This window comes from Paenibacillus campi (genome assembly GCF_034659835.1).
GTDB lineage: Bacteria > Bacillota > Bacilli > Paenibacillales > Paenibacillaceae > Saccharibacillus > Saccharibacillus campi.
The window spans coordinates 94,345-119,165 of record NZ_JAXSQZ010000001.1 but is presented as its reverse complement, the minus strand read 5'-3'; the positions used below and the strand labels follow the sequence as shown (position 1 = coordinate 119,165).

General features: G+C 47.6%; 17 protein-coding genes. 6 read left to right on the top strand and 11 right to left on the bottom strand.

Annotated features, from left to right (window positions below; translation table 11 throughout):
* Positions 1–118 precede the first annotated feature (118 nt).
* Positions 119–349, top strand: coding sequence for a hypothetical protein (locus tag U1I11_RS00425; RefSeq protein WP_322902903.1), 231 nt, complete (start codon positions 119–121; stop codon positions 347–349).
* A 93-nt stretch (positions 350–442) separates the two neighbouring features.
* Here U1I11_RS00425 and U1I11_RS00420 read toward each other — a convergent pair whose 3' ends face one another.
* The 5 genes from U1I11_RS00420 to U1I11_RS00400 all read right to left on the bottom strand — a co-directional run bounded on the left by U1I11_RS00420 (position 443) and on the right by U1I11_RS00400 (position 6,019).
* Positions 443–1,858, bottom strand: a complete 1,416-nt coding sequence (locus tag U1I11_RS00420) for an allantoinase (protein WP_322902901.1) — start codon at positions 1,856–1,858, stop codon at positions 443–445.
* 351 nt (positions 1,859–2,209) lie between these two features.
* Positions 2,210–3,283: an ABC transporter substrate-binding protein gene (locus U1I11_RS00415; protein WP_322902899.1), complete on the bottom strand. Its 1,074-nt coding sequence runs from the start codon at positions 3,281–3,283 to the stop codon at positions 2,210–2,212.
* A gap of 152 nt (positions 3,284–3,435) precedes the next feature.
* Positions 3,436–4,323 carry an ABC transporter permease gene (locus U1I11_RS00410; protein WP_322902898.1) on the bottom strand — a complete coding sequence of 296 codons (888 nt, stop codon included), beginning with the start codon at positions 4,321–4,323 and terminating at the stop codon, positions 3,436–3,438.
* Positions 4,320–5,063, bottom strand: a complete 744-nt coding sequence (locus tag U1I11_RS00405) for an ABC transporter ATP-binding protein (RefSeq protein WP_322902897.1) — start codon at positions 5,061–5,063, stop codon at positions 4,320–4,322. Before U1I11_RS00405 ends, U1I11_RS00410 begins: the two co-directional genes overlap by 4 nt.
* A gap of 269 nt (positions 5,064–5,332) precedes the next feature.
* Positions 5,333–6,019, bottom strand: coding sequence for a GntR family transcriptional regulator (locus U1I11_RS00400; RefSeq protein ID WP_322902895.1), 687 nt, complete (start codon positions 6,017–6,019; stop codon positions 5,333–5,335).
* 558 nt (positions 6,020–6,577) lie between these two features.
* On the opposite strand from U1I11_RS00400, the gene U1I11_RS00395 reads away from it, so the two are divergent.
* The gene (locus U1I11_RS00395) at positions 6,578–7,837 is read left to right on the top strand and encodes an MFS transporter (protein WP_322902893.1); all 1,260 of its coding nucleotides are present in this window, start codon (positions 6,578–6,580) and stop codon (positions 7,835–7,837) included.
* A 204-nt stretch (positions 7,838–8,041) separates the two neighbouring features.
* The gene (locus U1I11_RS00390) at positions 8,042–8,524 is read left to right on the top strand and encodes a GNAT family N-acetyltransferase (protein ID WP_322902891.1); all 483 of its coding nucleotides are present in this window, start codon (positions 8,042–8,044) and stop codon (positions 8,522–8,524) included.
* A gap of 131 nt (positions 8,525–8,655) precedes the next feature.
* Here the strand turns inward: U1I11_RS00390 and U1I11_RS00385 are convergent, their stop codons facing one another.
* Positions 8,656–9,933, bottom strand: coding sequence for a TolC family protein (locus U1I11_RS00385; protein WP_322902889.1), 1,278 nt, complete (start codon positions 9,931–9,933; stop codon positions 8,656–8,658).
* Positions 9,934–10,310: 377 nt separating this feature from the next.
* On the bottom strand, positions 10,311–10,481 hold the full coding sequence (locus U1I11_RS00380) for a hypothetical protein (protein WP_322902887.1): 171 nt from the start codon (positions 10,479–10,481) through the stop codon (positions 10,311–10,313).
* 323 nt (positions 10,482–10,804) lie between these two features.
* Between U1I11_RS00380 and U1I11_RS00375 the strand changes: the two genes are divergently transcribed.
* The 3 genes from U1I11_RS00375 (at position 10,805) to U1I11_RS00365 (ending at position 16,720) form a co-directional block, all read left to right on the top strand.
* Entirely contained in the window at positions 10,805–12,322 is a 1,518-nt protein-coding gene (locus U1I11_RS00375; RefSeq protein ID WP_322902886.1) for an efflux RND transporter periplasmic adaptor subunit, read from the top strand.
* Positions 12,315–15,437, top strand: coding sequence for an efflux RND transporter permease subunit (locus tag U1I11_RS00370; RefSeq protein ID WP_322902885.1), 3,123 nt, complete (start codon positions 12,315–12,317; stop codon positions 15,435–15,437). The genes U1I11_RS00375 and U1I11_RS00370 overlap by 8 nt, the downstream gene beginning before the upstream one ends.
* A 392-nt stretch (positions 15,438–15,829) precedes the next feature.
* Positions 15,830–16,720, top strand: a complete 891-nt coding sequence (locus U1I11_RS00365) for a TetR/AcrR family transcriptional regulator (RefSeq protein WP_322902883.1) — start codon at positions 15,830–15,832, stop codon at positions 16,718–16,720.
* A 229-nt stretch (positions 16,721–16,949) separates the two neighbouring features.
* Here the strand turns inward: U1I11_RS00365 and U1I11_RS00360 are convergent, their stop codons facing one another.
* The 4 genes from U1I11_RS00360 to U1I11_RS00345 all read right to left on the bottom strand — a co-directional run bounded on the left by U1I11_RS00360 (position 16,950) and on the right by U1I11_RS00345 (position 24,755).
* Positions 16,950–17,378, bottom strand: a complete 429-nt coding sequence (locus U1I11_RS00360; protein WP_322902881.1) for a DivIVA domain-containing protein — start codon at positions 17,376–17,378, stop codon at positions 16,950–16,952.
* Between the two features lie 592 nt (positions 17,379–17,970).
* Complete coding sequence (locus U1I11_RS00355; protein ID WP_322902879.1) at positions 17,971–19,398, bottom strand: alpha-L-fucosidase; 1,428 nt, start codon at positions 19,396–19,398, stop codon at positions 17,971–17,973.
* Between the two features lie 135 nt (positions 19,399–19,533).
* Positions 19,534–20,856: a glycoside hydrolase family 125 protein gene (locus tag U1I11_RS00350; protein WP_322902878.1), complete on the bottom strand. Its 1,323-nt coding sequence runs from the start codon at positions 20,854–20,856 to the stop codon at positions 19,534–19,536.
* Positions 20,853–24,755 (bottom strand): alpha-mannosidase, encoded by a 3,903-nt coding sequence (locus U1I11_RS00345; RefSeq protein ID WP_322902877.1) that lies wholly within the window; start codon positions 24,753–24,755, stop codon positions 20,853–20,855. Before U1I11_RS00345 ends, U1I11_RS00350 begins: the two co-directional genes overlap by 4 nt.
* Positions 24,756–24,821 lie beyond the last annotated feature (66 nt).

Genomic DNA, 24,821 nt, shown 5'->3' with positions numbered 1-24,821 from the left:
TACTGGGCTAGTACTATAGCTGCTTTTGAAGCGGATAATATCGTATTGTATTGCCAAGAAACTCCTTTCTGTAAGCGAAAGGAGTTTCTTGGGTATTGGGGGGCGCATATATACTGAAATGTACAAAAGCTTGCACTGCACAGAGCGTATTTTCACGATCGCTCCCACTTGGAATCAGCTTTGTATGATCAGCCTGCACCCGGAAGCGATTTTGCATAATCAAAACGATGGCGAGCAAAGTTTGCAGCTAGCCGATATTTCGCTTGCAGACTATTTACAGCGCATGGAACATATTCGTATGATGTGCTACAACATATTGGACAAACGGCGCGCTAACGATCGATTATAGATAGCTTTACGTTAGCCGCCCCCATTTCTTTATTTCCAATTGCCGTCTGCCAACAGTTCTGTTCTGTATTAGTATCACTTTATGAGCAGCACTCTATGTTACCGTCCCCGCTTCTTGTCCAATCGTGACCCTAATCTGCTGACCTTGCGGCTCACCGATCATTCCTTGTTGCCTTGTGTAAACGACTTGTCCGCGACTGATCGTCTGCTCGACCCGGCAACCGAGCGTGCGTCCGATATATGGACTATGTTTGTGGCGGTAATAGAGCTGCTCGGCTTCGATACGGTAGCCTGCATGCAGGTTGACGATTACCAGATCGGCATCGGCACCGATTCGCAGTTCACCTTTACGTGACAACAGTCCAAACCGGCGTGCCGGTTCCAGCGACAACAGACGCGTTAGCAATGGAAGTGGCAAGCCACGGCGCAAATGCCCTTCTTCTAGCATCAGCTCTAGCGAGTGCTGCGCACCGGAAATGCCTCCCCATGCGTCAAACATATGCTGTGCTTGCTGTTTGAGCACGGTTGGACACGGGGAATGATCTGAAGTGATCATATCGATCTCGCCGCTCGCTACACATTGCCATAATTGCTCCTGTTGCTGCTGGTTGCGTAATGGTGGTGCACATTTAGCAGCGGCGCCGATCTGTTCCAGATCATGATCGGTTAATGCCAAATAATGCGGGCATGTTTCCAGTGTCACATCCATTCCATCCGCTCGCGCCTGCTGAATAAGCTGCACTGCTTCCGCACTACTAATATGGACAAAATGCAGTCGACATCCGGTCTGTTGCGCATAATCGAGCGCCTGCCGTACCGCCGCTACTTCGGCGGCAATCGGGCGTGATGCGCTATAATCGGCTGCCGATGTGCGCTGCTCTGCCAAACATGCGGCGGTAAGCTGCGCGACTAGCGGCTCGTATTCGGCATGCAAAGCAAGCACATGCCCGGTACGGGCGATCCGGCGCATCCCTTCTAGCAGTGTTTCATCGTCCACATTACGGAATGCTTCTTCATCCGGGTCGCCTGGCGCAGACATAAACGCTTTAAAACCGCATACCCCTGCCTGCGCTAGCGGCTCCAAATGCTCCAACTTGCCTGGCACTAGCCCGCCCCAACAAGCATAATCGATATACGTAGTGCCATGTGCCGCCTGTACTTTTTGCTCTAACGCAGCGACGGTGACGGTCGGCGGAATCCCATTGAGCGGCATATCCAAAAAGGTCGTACAACCGCCTGCCGCCAGTGCGCTTGAACCGGTAACAAAACCTTCCCAGTCACCGAGTCCCGGCTCATTCAAATGCACATGCGCATCGATCATGCCTGCCATAATGTGCAGACCAGTCGCATCGATCATCTGTGTTGCTTGTGCCAGTGTGGCGGAATCGATGGCACCGATATAAACGATTTGCCCCTGCCGAATGCCGATATCACAACGCTGAATGGTGTCGGGAAAAACGACGGTGCCACCTTGAATAATTGTATCGAATCCGGTTTCGAATCTGCTCATATTCAGCATGCTCCTGTCTGTTATGATCATATGATGGACTATCGTAATGTGGTACACAATGACGAGCCTGCTTGCAGTAGCTGACATTTCGCTCGTTTCTTATATGACAGAGAAGCGATGCCAAGCTTCAGCATCGCTTCGTTTGATTACTGCTCTAACCGCTTTAAATATATAGTTTGATAGTGCATAGATTCCCTTTATAAATAAGGATATGCAGCGGATTGAAATCCAACATCTACAGCAGCCAAGATACCACTTTATTGATTGTCACGTTATGGTCATTGTTATTATGCGCACTGTTCATTCACGTTCATTTACAGCCATGCGATCCGTCGCGATCGATCGCTTAGCTTACTTAAACTCCGCTTTGATCAGCGATGGATCGACTGCTTTCAGCAGGCTTAGATCATGATAAGAAGCAGGCGCAGGAATCGAAGTGATATTGCCAACCGACAGCAAATAGTTACCAACTGCTGCGCCATTACTTCCATTAACGTACGAGTCATCCACTTCCATCGAATAGACATTACGTTTCATAATTTCGGTCAATTCCGCTTCGGACAAATGCAGCTCTGGTGCCAATATTTTGATTGCATCCGCACGGTTGTCATTAATGTACTTGGTCGCTTTTTCCAATGCACGCAAAATCGCTTTGATCGTGTTCGGGTTTTCCTGTAAATATTTATCCGTCACCTGCATGGTCGTATGTACGCTCATCCAGTTTACATCGCCTTTTTTGTCAGGCAGCTCGCTTTTAGTGCCGCTGAACAGAAATTTGCCGCCACCTTGAATCGCTTTCGTAATAAACGGTTCCCATGCTGCCATCGCGTCGATCGAGCCGTTTTGCAGTGCGGCTACCGCATCGCTTGGTGCCAAATTGACGAATTTGATTTTGCTCACATCGACGCCCAGCTCCTTGCCCATATTGTCGATCGCAATTTTGACGTCAGCTCCGTTCGGGATACCGATCGTTTTGCCTTCCAAATCTTTGGCGGAATTAAGCTGCAATTTAGCGGAGCCAACGACCGCCTGTGTACCGGCGATTTGTGCCAGTGGAGCGACGATTTTCACCCCGATATTGTTCGATTTCAAAATAATGTCCATAAAGTTCGTCTGCACACTGACCGGCGCACTGCCACCGGATACCATCGGGCCGATATCGGGGCCGCTTTCGATCAGTTTACTTTCCACATTCAAACCTTCTGCTTTAAAATAGCCGAGCTTGTCAGCGATAATTTGCTGCGATGAAATTTGGGCATCCCGTACACCGACTAGCGTCACATCCGTTTGTTCCAATGCTCCATTTGCCGATGCGGACGGATTCGCCGCTGTATCTTTGCTGTTTGCGCCACCGCCTGAACATGCGGTAGCGACGAGCGCGACCATAGCTACACCTGTAATCATTTTGAACCAGTTTGTTTTCATACCTTTTACCCCTTCCAAATGGTTGTATATTTATCTATATGGATACCGTATTTATGATCATTCTGCGTTGTTATGGTATGCATGTCTAGTGATCGTTTAATGCTTTATCTCGGTTTCGTGTTACTCACATTTGATGCATTAGGCAGCTGTAATTAGCCCCGTGTAACGCGTGCTTTTTCGACCGCTTGTCCGATACCGCCTTTGCGCCAGCCTAGTACACGGCGTTCCAGCAATTTCAGCAATACGGCGAAGATGCTGTATTCAATGCCGATTAGAATGATCGCCACAAACATATTGGTCACTTTAAAATAGTTACGTGCATCGACGATCATATAACCAAGCCCGGAATCAGCGCCCATCATTTCCGATACGATCAATGCGGAAAACGATAAGCCAAGACTGATTTGCGCGCCGATGAGCAGATTAGGCACAGCGGACGGAATCATGACCCGTGTGAACACTTGGCGCTGGGAGGCGCCGAGGCTAAGGGCGGAGCGAATCAGTGTGGACGGTACAGACTTAAAACCATCGACCGTATTGACCAGCACCGGAATAAATGTCGTCCACGCAATAAGCGTAATTTTCGGAAATTCACCGATACCGAACCAGATAATGAACAACGGCAACAATGCTAGCGATGGAATCGGGCTAATCAGCGTTAAAATCGGTGATATCCAACGTTCCAGTGTAGCAAACTTGCTAATCAACACCGCCAAAATGACCGCGGCAATCGCACCGATTACAAAACCAGCCACAATGCGACCGGAGCTGGCGAGCAGACTATCCACAATAATGCCTGTTTTGGCAAGTGCCCAGCCAGCTTGCAACAATGCAGATGGTGCTGGTAGAAACAATGGATTGAACAGCTCGATTCGCATATTGAGCCGTGAGAATGCTTCCCAGATTGCAAAAAATAACACATATGGCAATGCGCTTTGCAATAACGACCAGTCGGCTTTTTTGCTCGTCTTACGTATCGCAAGCGACGGTGTTGCGGCAGTTGGCTTTGTTTTGGTTAACACATTCGGTACTTCATTCATACAATTGCCTCCTCTTGATCTTCCATTAGCAACCGTTCAATCTTTGCCATCATCTCGCCAAAGCCAGGTGTCTCAAATGTACGCGGATGCTCTATGCCAACTTCAAAAATTTCAGCGATTACGCCATGCTTCATCACTACAATCCGATCTGCCAAATAGACGGCTTCACTAATGCTATGAGTCACAAACAAAATCGTCGTTTTCAGCTTTTCGTAAATACGGCGCAGCTCGCGCTGCATCAGATCACGAGTCAAAATATCAAGCGCCCCGAACGGTTCATCCATCAGCAGCACTTCAGGATGACTTGCCAGCGCACGAGCGATACCGACACGCTGTTTCATACCGCCGGACAAGTCGGCTGGATAATGGGAAGCGTACGCATCCAGCCCGACCATTTTCAGAAAATCAAGTGCCAGCTCACGTGCTTGCGCTTTTGGCGTGCCTTGCACTTCCGGCCCAAACGATACATTTTCCAGCACCGTACACCACGGAAACAGCGCGTGATCTTGAAATACCATGCCGCGTTCTTTGGCTGGGCCTTCGATCGACTGACCATTCATCTTTAACGTGCCTGCATCGGGAAACATATAACCAGCGACCATATTTAATAGTGTCGATTTGCCACAACCGCTATGACCGAGTATGCAAATAAATTCATTGTCATGCACCGTCAAATCAATATCTTGCAAAATCACCCGGTCACCAAAACTTTTCTGCACATTTTCCACCGTTAATTTCATCCCATCCACCCCTTCATCTGTGATCCATTTTTTCGAATGATATTCAAGTTACCGATTGACTCGTTCTGCTTCGTTCCTTATTCACTATTACTTGACTACGAAAAACGATGTCCAACAATGCTGAATCCAACATTGTATACAATCTTGTGTACAAATGAGCTTAATTAACGATACCGTACCGATGAATAACGCCAGCTTGTTCATTCATTTCCTATCGAGCGCTAATTCCAAAGTCAGCCCCGTCTACTATACGATTAGCTAGTATAGGCTTAGCTGCCTACCTGAATGCGTCCATTAGCGAATATATCCGTAATGGATAGCGGACGTTCATACTGTTCTTCAAAATGTAATTCCTGTTCGATCTCATGCAGATGTTCCAGCATCAGCCGTTCAGCGAGCTCGGCGTCTCCACTACGAATCGCATTTAAAATAAGTTGATGATCATGGCAGCATTTCGTTTTCTGCTCCCCATACAGGGCGATAATGACATAGGATAGCGACACGAGTTCTTCCAAATAACGATAGTAATAACTGTTGCCAGATGCTTCCGCCAGACGCAGATGAAAATCGCCGGTAATGCGAATCGCCTCAAAAATTCGCCCACTATGCTGAGCATGATGCTCCTCTTGAATGAGCCCGCTAAGCAGTTGGTACTGCGCTTCGCTCAAGTTCTCGCATACTTTGCGCACAACTGCCACTTCGATCACACGCCTCATTTCAAACACCTGTCTCGCTTCATTCACAGTTGGGCATGAAACAAATGCGCCTTTGTATGGAATAATCGTAACTAGCTTTTCCGCTGCCAACCTGCGTACAACATTGCGTACCGGTGTACGGCTGACCCCAAACGACTCTGCCAGTACCTCCTCGACCAGTTGCATATTCGGGCGCATTTTTTGCTCCATAATCGCCTGCTTGATCGCTTGATACATCTCCTGTTCCTGTTTACGCGCCATATAATATCCCTCGCCATCCGGGTTTATGTTTGCTTTTGTTACATGGATTATAGTGTCGAGTCGTTTATGAAGTCAATATACTTTACATATATAACAACTATTTTCTATAATCATGCACTAATGAACCGGATTTGTTTTGTTTATTTGCTAAAAATATAATCTATGTCAGGTATTTTCACTTTATTTCCGTATGATGAATAATCGTTTAGGCTGGATTAAACGGATATCGTTCATTGTTGGATCAAAGGATGTCGATATGTTGTTATTATTTTTATGTAACATTACCTCACATTAAGCATCGTATTCCATAATCACAAACACTGAAATGGTATAATAGTTCACTATGTAAAAATATTGTTATTTTGCTCACGCTAAATGTGTTGATTTCCATGCAAATCCAGATTATTTTGTTATACTAAAAGCTACTTTCATATTGCTGGCACAGCCATTCACTAATGAACATACCGTGCAAGCATAACGAATAGTTGAACAGTTTTATGGGATCGGTTTACAGCATCAGCTGTACATACTACAAAACATACAAAAGGAGTCCTGTACGTGTCTTCAAGCAGTTTGTCCAAAACGAGTATTTCCCCGCAGACGAATGGCGCTTCTGAAGCTAAACGCACTATTTTTAGTGTATTGCTGGCGATCTCGCTCGTGCATTTGTTTAATGATTCGATGCAGTCGGTTATTCCTGCCATTTTTCCGATCTTGAAACAAACGATGCAGCTTAGCTATACACAAATTGGCTGGATCGCCTTTACGATTAATTTTACCGCTTCGATTATGCAGCCGTTTGTCGGCTTATTTTCGGATAAACGCCCGACACCAGTGTTATTGCCGCTCGGGATGGCGTTTACGTTTACCGGTATGTTACTACTCGCCTTAGCGCCCAGCTATACAGCGGTACTCGTTGCCGTTGTATTTGTCGGTCTCGGTTCCGCAGCATTTCACCCGGAAGGTTCGAAAGTGTCCAATCTAGCTGCCGGTCAGCGCCGTGGTCTGGCGCAATCGATCTTTCAAGTCGGTGGCAATGCCGGACAATCGCTCGCCCCGCTGCTCACTTCGCTCATTTTCGTACCGTTCGGGCAATTTGGGGCGATCGGCTTTACCGGCGTTGCTGCTGCCGGTATTATCGTGCAAATATTTATTGCCAGATGGTATAATCGCACATTGAAAAGTGGTGCATTAAGCCGCAAAGCGCGTGTTGCAAAAGCGATCAAACCGGAATTAAAGCAGCGGATTCGGTTTGCGATGGTCGTATTAATCGTGCTCGTATTTATTCGTTCATGGTATGTATCATCCGTCGGCAGCTACTATAGCTTTTTGCTGATCGATCAATTTAAAGTCGGGATCGGAGAAGCGCAATTGTATGTGTTTCTGTTCCTTGCTGCTGGTGCGGTCGGCACCTTTTTTGGCGGCCCGTTGGCAGACCGGTTTGGCAAACGCAATCTGATCTTTATTTCGATGGCAGCGGCGGCACCGCTCGCCTTATTGTTGCCCTATGCCAATCTGCTGTGGACAGGCATATTGCTCGCCTTGGTCGGTTTTATTGTAACGTCCAGCTTTTCGGTTACGGTTGTGTATGCACAGATGCTAGTGCCTGGACGAATTGGCATGGTATCCGGTTTGATTACCGGGCTTGCCTTTGGACTTGGCGGGATCGGTGCGCTTGTGCTTGGCAATATGATCGATGCGCTCGGCATTTCGCCGGTTATGCAATTGTGTAGCTTCCTGCCGATGCTCGGCTTGCTTACATTTCTGCTACCATCCGATCAGAAGCTAAGCGAATGGACAGATGGCGCTTCGGATTGAATGTAATTATTTCATTAAAGCGCATAGTATTGCATGCATAACGTTACTGTGCGCTTCCTATTGTTTTGTTTATACAGATTGGATTGATCGTAATGAAAGGGATCGGAGTAGAAATATCGAATATATCACCTAGACAAAACTCATTTTAAAAGTAAACGGCTTTTGACAATATATTTTTATCATCTAAATATAGGAGAGTTGGCATTGCATATTACACAAATAACAAGCGCACATCGAGAACAGGTTGCTTTGTTTTTGCAAAGAAATTGGGGAAGCGCTCAGATGATCGTTTCATCGGGAACTTATCAATGTGAACAACTGGATGGCTTTATAGTTGAAGAAAATAATGAGATTATTGGATTGATTACATATGTGATACGACTTGATGAAATCGAAATTATTTCATTGGATAGCCTTCAGGAAGGCAAAGGGATCGGCTCTGCACTAATGAATAAAGTCGAACATATAGCAAGGCAGAACCAATTATTAGCTATCAGTTTGATCACCACCAATGACAATCTAAACGCTCTGAAATTTTATCAAAAAAGAAGCTATCGAATGGTGTCGGTTATACCTGATGCGGTCAATCAAGCGCGAAAATTGAAACCTTCTATTCCGTTAATCGGCAATGAAGGCATTCCGTTAACAGATGAATTACAGTTGCGGAAAAGATTAACCGAATCATGAAATTTACAACAAAAAGCACCCGCCCAGCAGGACAGGTGCTTTTTCGCCTATTCATCATATCATTCGTAGCTGATCGTTTGCTTCATCAAGCAGTGCTCCGTTATACCCAAAGATCATAACCACTGCAACGATTATTGTTGTGCAGAAGCCGAGGCGGAAGCGGAAGTGTTAGCGATATACCCTTTGTTCATCGCATCTACTTTTGCTTTTTGTACATAATATTGCATAGCTGTCAGATCAGCTTTAGCTTGCGTCGCATCTACTTGATACTGATATTTTTGCAGATCGTACTTAGTGACGACGCCAGCGTTGTAGCGGATTTGCAGATTGACGCCATCTACGGTCGCATCTTGTGCTTGACGTTGTGCAGTTTGTACGGCTTTGTACGCGGTATCCATATCGACCAAGTTGGACTGAATCGCTTTGGCATAGTTTACTTTACCTTGCGCCAGTTGCTGGGCTGCGATATCAGTTGTCGTTTTGTTCGCTTGCTCTTGGAAGCTGTTGTCGGTGATCGCATTTTCTTCATCTTGACGAGCTTTGTTGAGATTGTTACCAAGCGATTGAATTTGATACGATTTGCTGAGCAGTGCATCTGCATCTACGGTTGGCACTGGATCAAGCTTCACATCGAGCGGTTTTAATTCGATTTTCGGATTGTACACGATGCCGAGATCATAGCATAATGTGGATAGTGTTTCTTGATACGTATCGTTCAGCTTGGTCAGGTTATCCTGTTCCGCTTTCAGTGCACGATTTGCTTTATCTACATCTTCCTGTGTGCCGGAGCCAAGGCTTTGCAAAGTTTGGGCGCGTTGTACATCGCGTGTCAGCACCTGAATGTATTCCTGAGACAGCGCAATTTGTTTTTGGGTCGATAGCAATTGTACATATTGACCGGTCATTGCCAGACGTGTGCCTTCTTTGGCTTCATCCACTTGCAATTGTGTGTTCAGCTTCTGGGTGTTCAGATCGCGAATATTGTCTTCCAATGTTTGCCCGGTACGGGAACCTTGTGACAAACTCACTTCATTGCTGCGGTTTGTCGTTACATATTGTAAACCTGGCGATGCGTTCAAATAATCAACATAGTTCAGACCTAAATTCGCATTTTGCTGATCCAATACACGGTATTTCAATTGCAGCAGTTGCAAATTGTATGAGTCATTAATTGCCAGATCGATGACTTTGTCAAGGTCCAGACTATCGACTTTTTTCGGTGTGCGTACACCGGAAATTTGAGATTGTGGTGTGTCTACTCCTGTCGCATTGGCAGTAGTAGCCGCCTGATCTGTAGTCGAAGCAGGCGCAGTAGTTGCAGTTGTGCTATCCGCAGCATGTACCAGTGCAGGCTGTGTTGCAGCAAGCAGTATGGCAAATACGGACGCACCGACCATTCCTTTTTTCATTGTACAAATTCCTTCCTTCATGTATTTCAGCAAATGATTTACCGACACATTCATCACTTTGCAAAAACAGTTAGTAATACTAATAAAATTATTTTAGCATTCCTAACAAAATAAATCAACCTCTAACTGCACACTTTACTGCCAAAAAAAATAAAAAGGCAGCTTCATACGCCACCTTTCATTATATCGCACTATACTGCGCTTAACTAGATATGACTTACAAATTATAATGACTAATTATGCCTACCGTTTCCAACATTAGCGACTACGCTTGCTAATGTTAACTGTATAGCAGCGCTATGTTGCTCGCCTCGTATCTATGATCATTCTGCCTGCATACACATCAACTTTCGCCAACAAATGATAATTTGCTATGTTCACCATTGCCATTCGATCAGCAATATTGCCAAGACGACAAGCACGATCGCTGCGATTAATAATTGAGTACGTTCACCGGATAAGGACGGCTTGACAGCAAAGTCGCTCGGCTGATGCTTGTCTGCATACGTTGCTTCTGGATGAGTGTGCGGATCATCGCCCGTTTTCATTGGTCATCCCTTCCTTCCATATTCTGTATACCGATTATACATCAATTCTCGTCAGTGTTCACAATATTTTCACAAACGAAGGCGGTTTATAAGGGCTAGCGACAGCATTACATATTGTTTCTATATAAAGCTTTTCTTCATAAAGCTTTTCTTCGCCTCGGTTTGAAGACTGATTTGTTCGTAATATAAATTCAATCGCTAGGTTGAGTACAGTTTAGTGGCAGATTGTTACAATTGACAAGTAGTCTGAATTAATTTTATAATTCAGCCATGAACTAGAGAGTATAAAATAAACTGGAGAGTTTAAAGGGGGACACCATACGATGAAACGCAGTTGGCCTTTGGCTATTACGGCACTATTGCTTGCTGGAAGCCTAACGGCTTGTTCGACAGCAAACAATGCGGCAGTAGCACCGGCAACGACTACCGTCGAAGTAACGACGATCAAAGAGCAGCCGCTCGATGCAGTTTATGATCTGTCCGGTACACTTGCCGCTTATGATCAAACACCGGTATCTTTCCGCATTAATGGAACGGTAGCTGCCGTTAACGCTGATGTGGGAGATCGTGTCAATAAAGGGACTGTACTGGCAAGGCTGGACACTGCCGATTTGCAGCTGCAAGTGGAAAATGCAACGCAATCGATTGCTGCTGCTGCCGCTTCATTGTCGAGCGCTAAAGCATCGCTTACGAATGCGCGTGCAGGTCAACAAGCTGCTGCCGCTGGTGTCGCTTCCGCAAGCGCGCAATTGGAAAGCGCACAGGCGAGTCAGCAAGGCGTATTGGATGGTGCACGTCCACAGGAACGCGCGCAAGCGGAAAATGCGGTCAGCAAAGCACAGATTGCCTACAATCAAGCCAAAACCGCTGCCACCCGCGCTCAAACGCTATTCGATAACGGCTTACTTACCCAGCAAGAAAACGAACAGGCACAAACGACACTTGAAAATGCAACAGCTGGTCTCAAAGATGCGCAAGAACAGCTTTCCCTCACACTCGCCGGTGCCAAAAATTCAGATCGCGCTTCGGCAGCGGCGGCAGTCAAACAAGCACAGGTTGGAATTGAAAATGCACGAGCAAGCGTAGCTCAAGCGAATGCGGCAGTCGAGCAAGCAAACGCCGGAGTCGAACAAGCGCAGGCAAGTTATGACCAGGCGGTCATTTCGCGTGATACCGCTCAGCTGAATTTGACGCGTGCAGGCTTGCCGGCTCCTGCTTCCGGTACAATTTTGACCAAAGCGATTTCCGACGGGCAAACGGTAAGCGCAGGCACAGAGATGTTCACGATCGGTGAAATCAATCGCCTGAAAGTGCTGCTGCCTGTACCAGACAGTGAGATTAGCCAATGGCGCACAGGTCAGCAAGTGAGCATTAGCTTGTATGACGAAGTGCGTACCGGTCAAGTTACCCGTCTCTATCCTCAAACGAACGCCAATACAGGTTCGATTAGCGTTGAAGTCGCCATCAGCAATCCGCAGCTGGATTGGAAGCCAGGTCAAGTTGTGAGCGCTTCGCGTCAGTCTTCTTCCAAAACAGGGCTGCTCGTACCAGCGCAATCCGTCGTCAGCTCTGGCAATGCGCCTTATGTATTCAAAGTCGTCAACAATAAGGCGGTACAAACAACGGTCAAGCTGGGCAGTTTATACAATAACAATTATGAAGTAACCGATGGTCTCAAAGTTGGCGACAAAATCGTAACACGCGGTGCCGACCGTCTGTTTAATGGTGATGATCTGAAGGTAAGTGAAGCTGCCGCGAACAAAGCCCAAAGTACGAATGGCAATGCCCAGTCGGGTGCAGCTTCAACCGGTACAAACGGTGGGGCAAGCGCCAATGATTAAATATTTTGTCCAAAAACGCAAAATCACATTACTGTTTTTCGTTATGCTGATTTTGTTCGGACTCGTACAGCTCGGGCAGATGCCCAAACAACTAATGCCGGACGTCGTGATCAAAACCGCGATCGTCACGACAACGTACGCCGGTGCCAGCCCGGAGCTGATGGAACAGACCGTTACCGAGGTGCTGGAACAGAAGATCAAAGAGGTGACCGATCTCAAAACGATCGCGTCCACATCCGGTAACGGCATCTCCTCCATTACCGTACAGGCAGAAGATAATGCCAATGCCAAAGATACATGGAATGAGCTCCGTCGTAAGGTAGAAGATGCGCAAGCGGAGTTGCCTGCCGATGCCGACAAACCGACGGTTAATGATAATCTGACCCAGACGTTTGTACAGTCATTCGCCATTTACGGCAAAACAAAACAAGACATCTATGCACTAAGCGATCTGATGAACACATGGCGTGATCAATTGCGCTCGGTGCCAGGCATTACGAATGTCGATATTAAAGGAATTCCCGATCAGCAAGTACGCATCGATGCCAATATGGCAAAGCTGCAACAATACGGAATTTCCTGGGAGACGGTCAGACAGGCGATCCAATCGGAAAACAATCGTGTGCCAACCGGTAATATCACTTACCAGGATCGTAATTACGAGCTGACCGTTGATAAAACGACCGATTATACTACGTTAAAAAATATCGTCGTTTCCCAAACGGAAGCCGGTATTCCTGTCTATTTGAAAGATGTCGCAGATGTGGAATTGACCAAAGAAAACGAAGCGTACTTAAGCTACTACAACGGTGTTCCGTCGATCTCGCTCGATGTTAGCAGCCAGACCGGTTCGGACGTGCCAACGATGAATGAACGTTTGACAGCGAAGATGAATATGCTGAAAAAAACATTGCCGTCCAATGTGCAAATCGTCTCGCTGTTTGCCCAAAATGATGAAGTAAACCGCATTTTTGGTGATCTGATTCGGGAGATGTTTATCGCGATCGCAGCCGTTATTTTGATCTGTACGCTCGGCATGAACTGGCTGACTGCTGGCTTTGTCGCGCTGGCGATTCCGATCTCGATTGCGATCGGTCTGATCTTTTTGCCTGGGCTTGGGATTACGCTCAATCAGATTACGATTGTCGGTCTTATTATCGTACTCGGTATACTCGTCGATGATGCGGTCGTCGTCAACGACAATATTGAGCGAAGGCTATCGACATTAGGTGAGAATCCGACCGATGCCGCCTTGAACGGGACGAAGGAAGTTGCCGTCTCGATCATTACTGCGACACTCGCTACGATTTCCGCCTTCCTACCACTGATGGTGTTGCAAGGCGATATGGGTTCATTTATCCGACCGATTCCGACGATCATTTCGCTCTGTATGCTTGCCTCGATGATCATGTCGCTGACGATCATTCCTATTTTCCGTGAATGGTACGAAATTCGTCAAATCGAGCGTGGACGCCGTAGCAAAGATCGCCCTGCCGGTCTGCTTGGCAAACAAATCCAAGCGGTCAGCAACGGCTATGCGCATCGCTTAATGCCTAAAGTGCTAAAACGACCGCTGCTCGTCGCCTTGATCGGTCTGATCGTCAGCACATTCGCTTACGGCTTAGCTGCTTTTACACCGATTGAGCTGTTCCCGACTTCCGAAGACCCGCAAATTACGGTCAATGTGCAGATGCCTTCTGGTACATCGCTGGAAGAAACGGATAAAATCGTACACGGTATGGCAGCATGGCTGAAAAAGCAGCCTGAAGTCGAAAATATGGCCTATGCTTCCGGCGGTGCAGCACCGCAATTGTTCACTAACTTGAGCGTGCTGTCCGGCAGCGGTTCCAGTGTCGGACAAATTCTTATTACCGGTCAACACGGGATGAATGTGAAACAAACGACCGATCGCTGGGCAGATCAACTGGATAAAGACTATCCAGGTATCCAGACGACCGTAAGCGGTACAGCGGTCGGCGTATCGGTCGGTAAAGCGGTATCGATCCGCGTGCTCGGCGATAATATCGAGGAAATCCGTTCATTGTCAAACCAAATCAAACAAATTATCGGTGATACGCCTGGCACATACGGCATTAGTGACAGTATGGGTATCGATAATTATGCACTTGATTTTGTCGTTAACAAACAAGCGATGGATCGTTACAAAGTGACGTATGCCAATCTGACGCAAACGCTACTTATGATGGGTAGCGGTATGAGCGTCGGTAACTTCGATAATGGCGAAGATTTGATCAATATGAAGCTGTATATGAAAGGCTCACAAACGGTCAGTCCAACGACACTGCTGCAACAGGTCAATGTGACCAATTCGGCAGGTACACAAATTCCGTTATCGCAACTAGTAAGCTTAAAGCCGACATTTACGATCCAGCAGATCAATCGCTACAATTTGCAGCGTGTGAATACGATCGAAGCGGATGTGAACGGTCGTACAGCGACTGAAGTGATGCAGGATATTACGCCAAAACTGCAACAGATTAATTTTCCGGAAGGGTATACGTATGAGATTGGTGGCGAAACGTCTAACCAATCGGATACATTCGGTGATTTGGGCAAGCTGTTTGTCGTGGCGGTGTTCTTAATCTTCATCTTGATCGTTATTCAGTTCTACTCGCTCTCAATTCCGCTTATCATTATGACGACGGTCTATTTGGCAGCAGCAGGCGGTATTCTCGGACTGTTCCTGACACGCACACCGATTGGCTTTATGTCAGTGATGGGCATTATCGCGCTGGCGGGGATCGTCGTGCGTAACGGGATTGTATTGATCGAATTTATCGAAGATGCGCGCCATGAAGGTATGGAATTAAAAGAAGCGGTCATTCAAGCTGCTTCCGCCCGTTTCCGCCCGATTTTGCTCACATCGCTGACGGCGATTGTCGGTATGATTCCGATCGCTACGATCGGTGAGCTGCTGTTCCGTCCGCTCGGTGTGGTCATTATTTTTGGATTGATTTTCTCCACTGTTTTGACATTGTTCGTCGTGCCATCGCTGTATATGGTTGTGGCACGTTGGAAAGAAAAGCGACAAGCACGCAAAAGTGAACGTAAGCAAAAAAGACTGGATAAGTTGAACGCTTCTCCAAAACTGTGAGAATAGCGTGTACATGCACACTTCTCCAAAGCAGTGAGGAATGATGTGCACGCATGCTTCTCCAAAGCAGTCAGGATAAAGTATACATGCACGCTTTTCCAGAGCAATGATAATAGCTGCTGCAAAATGATGTTACGGTCTGCATACATGCCGCTGCAAAACGCTAATCGTATACGATATCGTTATGAACAGCCTCCTATCCGCCTGTTATAGGCGCGGATTCAGATTGCATCTATGGCACATAACAGGCATAATACGAAGTACGGATTTATTTAGCGAGCAAATGGGCAGATTATTGTCCGTTTGCTCCATTTTCATTACGAAATCAGGCTGTAGCGCATCGTTATATCGCTGCGCCAGTGGATGCCGTACAAAGCCAGGAGGACGCGCCCTTGAAAACAAAAGAACAGTATATTATCGAAGCGGCGGTGCGGCTTTTCTCTGAAAAAGGATATACCGCAACCTCAGTAGACGAGATCGCCAAAGAAAGCGGTATGGCTAAGGCTTCGTTTTATAAATTTTTCCAAAGTAAAGAAGATGTACTCGTTGCTACGATCGTCGAGCACGGTCGCGTTATTGGCGAAATGATCGAACGGCTATACGCCGCTACCGATCAGTCTCCGGAACAACGTTTGAGCAGCTTTATTGAATTGCAGCTAAACAATGTGATGGAAAGTAAAATCCATTCGATTATGGTGTCATTGCATGACAAAAGCATTTTGCAAAATGAGAAGCTATTGCACGCTTGCCTGCAAGTCGAATACAACACGAACCAGTGGTGTACCGACTGTCTAAACCGGATTTATGGGTCAGAGGTTGATCCGTATGTGTATGATATTATTTTTATGGTGCGTGCGCTGTTGATGCAGTTTATGTTTCTGCCGATCATTGGCATTAAACCGCAAATTTCAATTGATCAATTAAGCCAAATGTTAACGCGACTAGTCGATCAGATGGTCACCAATATGATTCAGGTTCAGTATCAGCCGATCTGGAATTGGCAAAATGTAGACATGTCACCCGATCGGATTGAGCAAAGCCCGGTATTTCAAGGAATTTTAATCCATGAGTTGCTGCTTGGCATCAAACGGACGCTACCTAGTCTTGACATCGCGGAAGATGAACGAACCGAATTATGGCAAGTGCTCAGCTCGCTTGAAGAAGAAATTACCCGTATGGAACGACGCTCTGGTCTCATACGAGCGATGCTTGAATTTTTAAAAAGTTATAACGCACTAAACGAATATGCTTCGAAGTTGCAGCATGTGCTTTCTTTGCGTTAAACGGACGATTGGCGAGCGCTGAACGCATAGCGGTAATCATTTCATATTGCTGCGCTGTTAGTATTACTATCGTTATTTCTATTGTTATGGCAATAAACTAAATAGGACGGTTACCCTTCAAAGCACAATTGAAAGGTAGCCGTCCTGTTTAGTTATCGTTGCTACGGTTGCTGCATATGGAATGGATAAACGTTTTGTACTATGCGCAATGAATTGCGGCATCGCTGACTTAGTAGTGATGATCTCGCGGCTCATCAAGGCGCGCTTTCATCTGGGCGATCGTACGCTCCAAACTGGTAATTGCCTCGGTTACGACAGCGCGATCGACGCCACTTTCAAGCGCACGCGCACGGGCAAATGCTCGCTCCTGCTCGGCGGCAGCACGCTCGCGTTCCAGTGAAGCGCGCTCTTTCTCATACGTTTGGCGGCGTTGCAATTCATTGTATTTATCCAGCAAGTCGGTAATGATTTTGTAAAAGCGCTCGTAATCTTGAATGATATCATCAAGGAAAAAATCGACTTCCTCTTGCGAATAACCGCGCATTTTGGTCGGAAAATCTTTCTCATGAATCGTAAGTGAATCAAACTTGATGCCCAGCTGCTTGAATAGACGCTTCTGTTCTTCCAGCTTGCGTTGATAATTCTCATCGACAGCCATATTCATTAATCCCCTCATTCCTGTTCGCGTGCGATCAGCCGCTACTTTATCTGTTTATTAATGTATCACAAACGATGCGTTTGGCAAAATAGCACCACCAGGGGATGCGCCATATACCGCTGCAACTGCAATGTTTGCCGAAAGACGCGAATGCCGATCCGATCAGAACAAGGATGCCATTTTACAATTAACGTGCACTATTTTATTTAGCGCGTGTACGCAAACCTGGCGAGTTGGAGCACCGACCACTGCGGTACGTAGCAATAGCAGTACATCTTTAAAAATACGATTTAATGTGCACAACGTACCGGGCTATTCAGCATGATGCTAATTATTGTCGCTCCTATCATGAGCTGGAAATAACGATAACCAAAAAATCAGCCTATAGTCAGGCTGATTTGGGATTGCTGTATGGTCGATAGATTTGCACAGGAAAATACGTTTTCACACTGAAATCGTGAATCCCTTCGCACCCGTTGCAATCATTAGGAAACCGTTAGCTTTACTGTACACTCCATACTTATACATTTATACGTCTACTGCCATACTGCTTATACAGCATATGTTTCAGCCAACACTGTTTTGAAGAAGCTCAGCTCGTATGCAAACGAAACACATGCGCGATCGGCGCTTCTGTTGCGGTTATAGCTGCGATTGGTAACTCTACTTCAAATCCTCGCTCGGTCTGGCGGAACGTTAGATGAGTTCGTACTTCTTCACCTAACAGATCAATCGACTGTACTTCACCCTCATACGGAATCAGATGCAGCGATGGTACAGGTGTGTGCTCACTAGCATACAGATAGCTGGCATATACATATCGTTCCGCGGCTCGTTGCGTAAATGCCCAGTGATTGGTATAAGCAGGTGCACAGCTACGTGTTCCATATACGGCTTCCCCATAAATATGCAGCCAAGTCCCCATTCCTTTCATCCGTGCAATCGCTCCGGCAGGTAAGCGACCGTCTGGTTGGGGACCTACGTTTAGTGCCAAATTACCGCCTTTGGCTACGATTTCCAGCAGCAGGTGAATAAGCTCGCGTACCGATTTGTATTCGTCTTCATACCGAAACGAAAATGAGGTGCCCATCGTAACGCAGCTTTCCCACGGAATCGCCATCGCATGCTGAGGTACGGTCTGTTCTGGTGTGACGATATTTTCGTACGCACCGCCTACGGTACGGTCGGCAGCGAGCAACCACGGTTGCTGCTCCCGCATCCGCTCGACAATTTCGCCCAATCGAATATCTTGACCGCCTTTACCGGGACGAACCCAGCCTGCATCCAGCCACAGCACATCGACCCGTCCGTATCGGGTTAACAGCTCCTCGATCTGGTTATGGGTAAACTGAACAAATTGCTCCCATAACCACGGATATTGATGCGGATCGTAGCTCGGTCCGCGCCAGCTATGATCGCTACGCTCCATTCCGTCTGTCCAGTAATATGGCGTATGCCAGTCTGCTTTGGAAAAGTAAGCCGAGATCGCCAGTCCCTGTTGCCGGAAGGCGGCAAACAGATTGCCTACAATATCCGCATAACGATGCTGGTGAAAAGGCGTATCCTTGCCGGTAATTCGGTAATCCGTCGTATGTGTATCCCACATACAGAACCCATCATGATGCTTAGTTGTAAAGTTCAAATAGCGAAAGCCGCTTGCTTTCGCCAGCGCTGCCCATACGTCCGGTTGGAAGCGGAGCGGATTAAAGGTACGATTTAAGCCAAAATATTCACGCTTAAGCTGCTGCGGATCAGGCTGCCAGTCGATGCCATCACGCGACCAATCGCCATCGTCATCGCTTAGTGCCCATGACTCCACTACACCGAGCTGAGCGTAAGGACCCCAGTGCATCATCAGTCCAAGCTTCTGATCTTTAAACCATTCCAGACGTTCCAGCAAATACGGGTCTTCCGGTTTCACCCATGATTGTTCACTGCTATAATGATGAACTCCATCCTGTACTTCCAACAGCTTGTCGAGCTGCTGCTGTTGCTGCGCTGTCACCTGCTGTTCGCTCATCGTATGACCTCCCTGTGCGCATTCATTTAGTAGCTGTTTTACAAGGATTACAGACTATGGATTATTTTTGTTCGGTAACATATTGCGATTAGCTGGAACATTGGTGGATATGGATATGGATGTGTACGCAGACGATCACGCGTCCAATAGCCCTTTTTGCAGTGCCGTATAGACTAAATTGGAGAACAGGCTATTCGACCAGGCAAACCACGGACGGGTAAACGTATACGGATCATCCGCGTGAAAGCCTTCGTGCATATAACCGGTATCCGCATCGGTCGCTTCCAACATAGCGATCATCGCCAGCATTTCCTCATCGCTAGATGCGGTTAAACCTTGCAGCGACAAACCCATATGCCAGACGTATTGTGGTGGTGTATGTGGGCTACCGATCCCACTCGCCGCCTTGCCTTCCACATAAAATGGATTTTCCGTACTCAAAATAAAACGGCGCGTCCGCACGTACAGCGGATCATCTGGCGCACAATAGCCAAAATACGGCAGCGACAATAAACTCGGTGTACCGGCATCATCCATCAGGCAATAGTTGCCAAATCCGTCCGTTTCGTACGCATAAATTAGCCCATATTCGGGATGACGGTACATACCATATAGCTCAATTCCGTGCTGCACTTCGGCTTCCATTTCCGCCAGCTCTGCGGCAAATTCAAGATCACGATACACAAACCGCACTATCTCCTGCATCTGGCGCAGACAGACGATCACAAACAGATTTGCCGGAATATTGTAATGCAGCTCACACGCATCATCGCTTGGACGAAAGCCCGACCAGATCATACCGGTGTAATTAACCGGCATGCCCAAGCCGCGATTACGAATCGTATCGGTCGCCGGACAATGACGACGGGTAAAACGGTACGGCGATTGCTCCATATGGCGCTGCTCTGTCCGCCATAGCTCGTAAATCGTACGCAGCCCTTGTTTAAAGCCACCATCAAAAATGTCTGTCTTGCCGCTCGTTTTCCAATAATGATACGCCAGTCGTACCGTAAAACAGAGCGAATCCAGCTCGAATTTGCGCTCCCATACCCATGCTCCCATCTCGGTTTCATCGGCAGGGTCCCAATGCCAATCATTGGCGGTTTCGTTAAACGCATTCGCATACGGATCGATTGACAAATAAAACAGATGCCGCCGGATCAAACCGCTAATGATGCGCTGCAATGACTCATCGTCACGACAAAGCGGCACATAATGCATCAATTGCTCTACCGAATCACGCAGCCATAGCGCTGGAATATCACCGGTAATGACAAATGTCGTCCCATCACCGAGCAGCTTGGTCGTCGTTTCCAATGTGTTCGGAAAACAGTTACGAAACTGCTGTGCCAATCTAGGGCGGTGCTGAAGGCGACGTTCCGCTTCTTCGAGCACCGCTTTGACCGCATCGGGTAGCTCAAACGATGTCATCGTAATGCTCGCCATATTTTGGGTCATATGGATTCACTGCCTTTCCATTTTAGCGTTTTGATCTCATACGGTTTGAATATAAGTTCCAATCGTCCCGCTTGAGCTGGCAAATGTTGCTGCTCATCTTCCAGCAGATTGGTCAGCAGCCATTGTCCGTCTAGATGCTGACCGTTTGCGGACACAATCGCCAGTACCGCTTTACCTCGACTGCCGGACGATTCGTACAGCCGGAATATAGTACCGTCTCCATCTTCAACAGGCTTGATCGTATCCAGCACGACATGACGGCTGTCATAATGCAGCAGTGAAACGCCATATGTGCTTGCAACAGAAGCGGACTGGAACGCTAGGTGAGCATGTTGAGCGTTTGGAGTATTTGCAGCGTTTGGAGTATGGATAGCATTATGAATATTTGCAATATTGGGCGTGAGCGCCGAATCATTCACCATCGACCGCACTGGCACTGGCTGGTTTAACTCAGCCGCGGCGCGCACCGTATGGGCATCGCGCCAATTACCGCCATGCGGCAGCAGTGCATACGTAAACTCATGCATACCGATGTCTGCTGCATGATCCGGCCATTTCGGTGCACGTAGCAGCGATAAACGCATATGCCCATCTTTAATATCATAACCGTATTTGCAATCGTTCAGCAGGCTAACACCGTAGTCACCTTCCGACACATCCGCCCAGCGATGTCCGCACACTTCAAACTGGGCGCGTTCCCATGAAGTGTTATTGTGCATCATGCGCTCCAATGCGCCAAACGGAATTTCATACGTCGCCTGCTCTGCCACCAGCTCAACCGGAAAATTCACTTTCAACAGCTTATGACTTTCCTGCCAATCTACAGTCGTACGGAAATCGATCCGACGATGAGCCGTATACAAATACATATCTTGCGTAATGATTGAAGCGCCCACTTCCCAGCGAAACCGCAATATGTCGCCGGTACGCCCGCGCATAACTACTTGGGAAAAGAGCAAATGGGCACGTCCTGCCGACTGCGCCGCAAACTGCGGATCGATATCCCACGCATCCCACAGCGTTGGGCGATCATGATAATAACCAAATGTATTTCCAGCATGACCCGGCTTGAACACTTCACGTGCATATTGCTTGTCATAGAGCGATTCCAGCTCTCCTTGCTCATTAAAACGAATCGTATAAAACGGTGTTTCCCACACCGTCGGCACCGCTGCACCGAGCACGATATCCGCCGGGCTGCATACATCGTCAGCATGCTCATACTCATGCAAAGGCAGAGCGCTCCTTTCAATATGATCCGCCTCCCGCAACCAGATGATCGTATAGCCAAATGCTGGAATCGATGGCACATGGATACGAAGTGTAAAAGCAGGTTCAGCCGCTGAATCGATCGCAGACGAATCCATTCTCGCTCGATTAGCTATAGACTGATCAGCGGACGAATCGTTAGCCACATTGCCTGCTGTCCGATCGAACTCATCCGGCTTTGCTTTGGCATTAGTGCTGATGCTGGTACTGTTATTGGTATTGGTATTGGTATTGTTATTGTTATTGTTATTGTTATTGTTATTAACATCATATGCGCCTGTTTGCTTCGATGCTAATGAATCCGTCCATGTAGTAAAGCCGGGCAATTTCGGGAGCGCAATGCCTAACGGTGTGAATGGCACTGGATTCGGCTCTGGTTGCGGCTCGGCAAGCTCCAATACGATCACATCGCTAGCCAACGCCTGTCCATGCTCATCAAAAGCAGCCAGCCCATGCAGCTCATCACCACCGCGAATTTCGACCCAGTCGCCGCGCTCCCAGCCGAAACTGTTAAAGACGATATAAGCCGTGCCTGCCTGTGCATTCCCATCCGAATGCTTATGCAAATAAGTGTGTGCAATCGATTCTGTCCATACATGTAGCGCCTGATCTAGGGCAGCTTGCCCGATGCGCAATATTTCCGCATATTCCACATCCGATGTGCGATATACTTCATGAATCGCTGAGCCAGGCACGATATCGTGAAATTGATTCAACATAATGCCGAGCCAGCCTTGTTTAAACAGTTCGGCTGTGATCGGCTGTTGATCGGCATCTTTAGCGCGATGCAGCAATAGTGGGCTGACGGAATATGACGCTGCCTGCTGATTGTGCGCGGCTGCCTGACCGGAGACGGTGTACGGCTGTGCCGTGGTCAGAGTAGACAATTGATCGATAGGGATAGCACTGTCATCGTTTGCCTGCTCAACGGTCGTCGCAATCGGTTTGCTATGCGCCGTATGATTACTTTTTGCTATAGCTATATGATCGGGATCAACGCCCGTATCTGTCGTCGCCAAACTGCTAGTGCCAAGCTGCAATTGAGCAAGTCGCTCCCAAACTTCAGCTTCACGATACAATATTTCCGCTTTACGGTTATAACGTTTGTTCCACGCTTGCGTCGTATACGTGCCACGATGCAGCTCCAAATACAGATCACCACGCCAGATGGGCAGCTCATATTCACATTGCTGCACATGGTCGAAAAATTGCTTTGCCGTGCCAAACTCGGCTTGCGGTTGACCGATCATCCATTCGGCATGCTGCACATATTCCACCATCCGCTCGGTCACCCCACCGCCGCCATCGCCGTGTCCGTACAATAACATTTGCTCGGGATGAATGTCTTTTTGCCGAAACGATTGCCAATGTTCAGCGATATCTTTGACCGTCGTCGACTCGTTAACACCGTGATTCAAATAAGACAATACCGGTGTGCCATCGATCCCGACCCATTGAAACAGATCGTACGGGAACACATTCGTATCATTCCAATTCAATTTAGTTGTCATAAAATAATCGATTTCCGCCTGTCGCAGCAACTGCGGCAATGATGCCGCATAACCAAACGTATCCGGCAACCACTCGATCGATGAAGTCTGCTGAAATTCCGCCCGATAAAATCGCTGTCCATACAATAGCTGCCGTGCCAGCGATTCACCGCTCGGAATGTTCAAATCCGGTTCCACCCACATACCACCGACCAGTTCCCAGCGCCCTTGCGCGACGTATTGTTTTATTTTGGCATACAGCTCTGGGTAATGCTCTTTTACATAAGCAAACAGTTGCGGTTGGCTCTGTGTATATACAAATTCAGGATACTGTTCCAGCAGCGTACACATCGTGGAAAAGGTACGGCTCGTCTTGCGCACCGTTTCCCGAATCGGCCATAGCCAGGCGATATCGATATGCGATTGCCCGACCATAATCATACGTCCGTTCGTGTCGGCAGTCGGTGCATACTGACCGACACGTTCGCGCAACAATTGCTGTAGCTGTGCCCACGGTTGTTCAATTTGCCATGACGCTTGCGGCAAATCATATGCTGTGTGCATACATTCTTCCAGTGCCCGCACGATCTCACTACGCCGCAATTCCCCTTCCGGCAAACGCTGCGCCGCATCGGTCAACAGACGAACACTGTGCATTAAGCTGCGCAGACTGGCATTTACACGCACGATACTGGCGGTAAAACCGACCAGTGGTGCGACAAATTCCGGCTGTCCATTCAGCGGATCATGCGGCTCAGGGATCGGGTCGTATAGCTCGATTTCAATCGTAAGCGGCTGTCCGATATGGCTCGTGCGCAGCGGGACAAATGTATGATTCCGATCCAGCCCATGATAATGCTCACCATTGAGCTGCATTAATCCTTCCCCACCACCAGCATCAAACAAAATCGCGACCGCTTGCTGGCTCCACGCTGGCGGAATCGTCACATTCGTTTCCAGTTTATACGTGATGCCGTGGGTGCCTTGGAGCGTCCGGTCGCTGACCGTGCGTGGAGACAATATTTCATAATGCCCTACAGTCACATAGCGTGCCTGTTCAATCGTCCACTGCTCCAGTTCGATCTGCTCTAGCCATTGTGCTTCAACTAAATGTTTGAGAAATCGCTGTATCCGATGCATAACGATATGAGCCTCCTTTTACTTATTATCAGGTGGATTACCAACATATGAGCCACTTGTGTCATT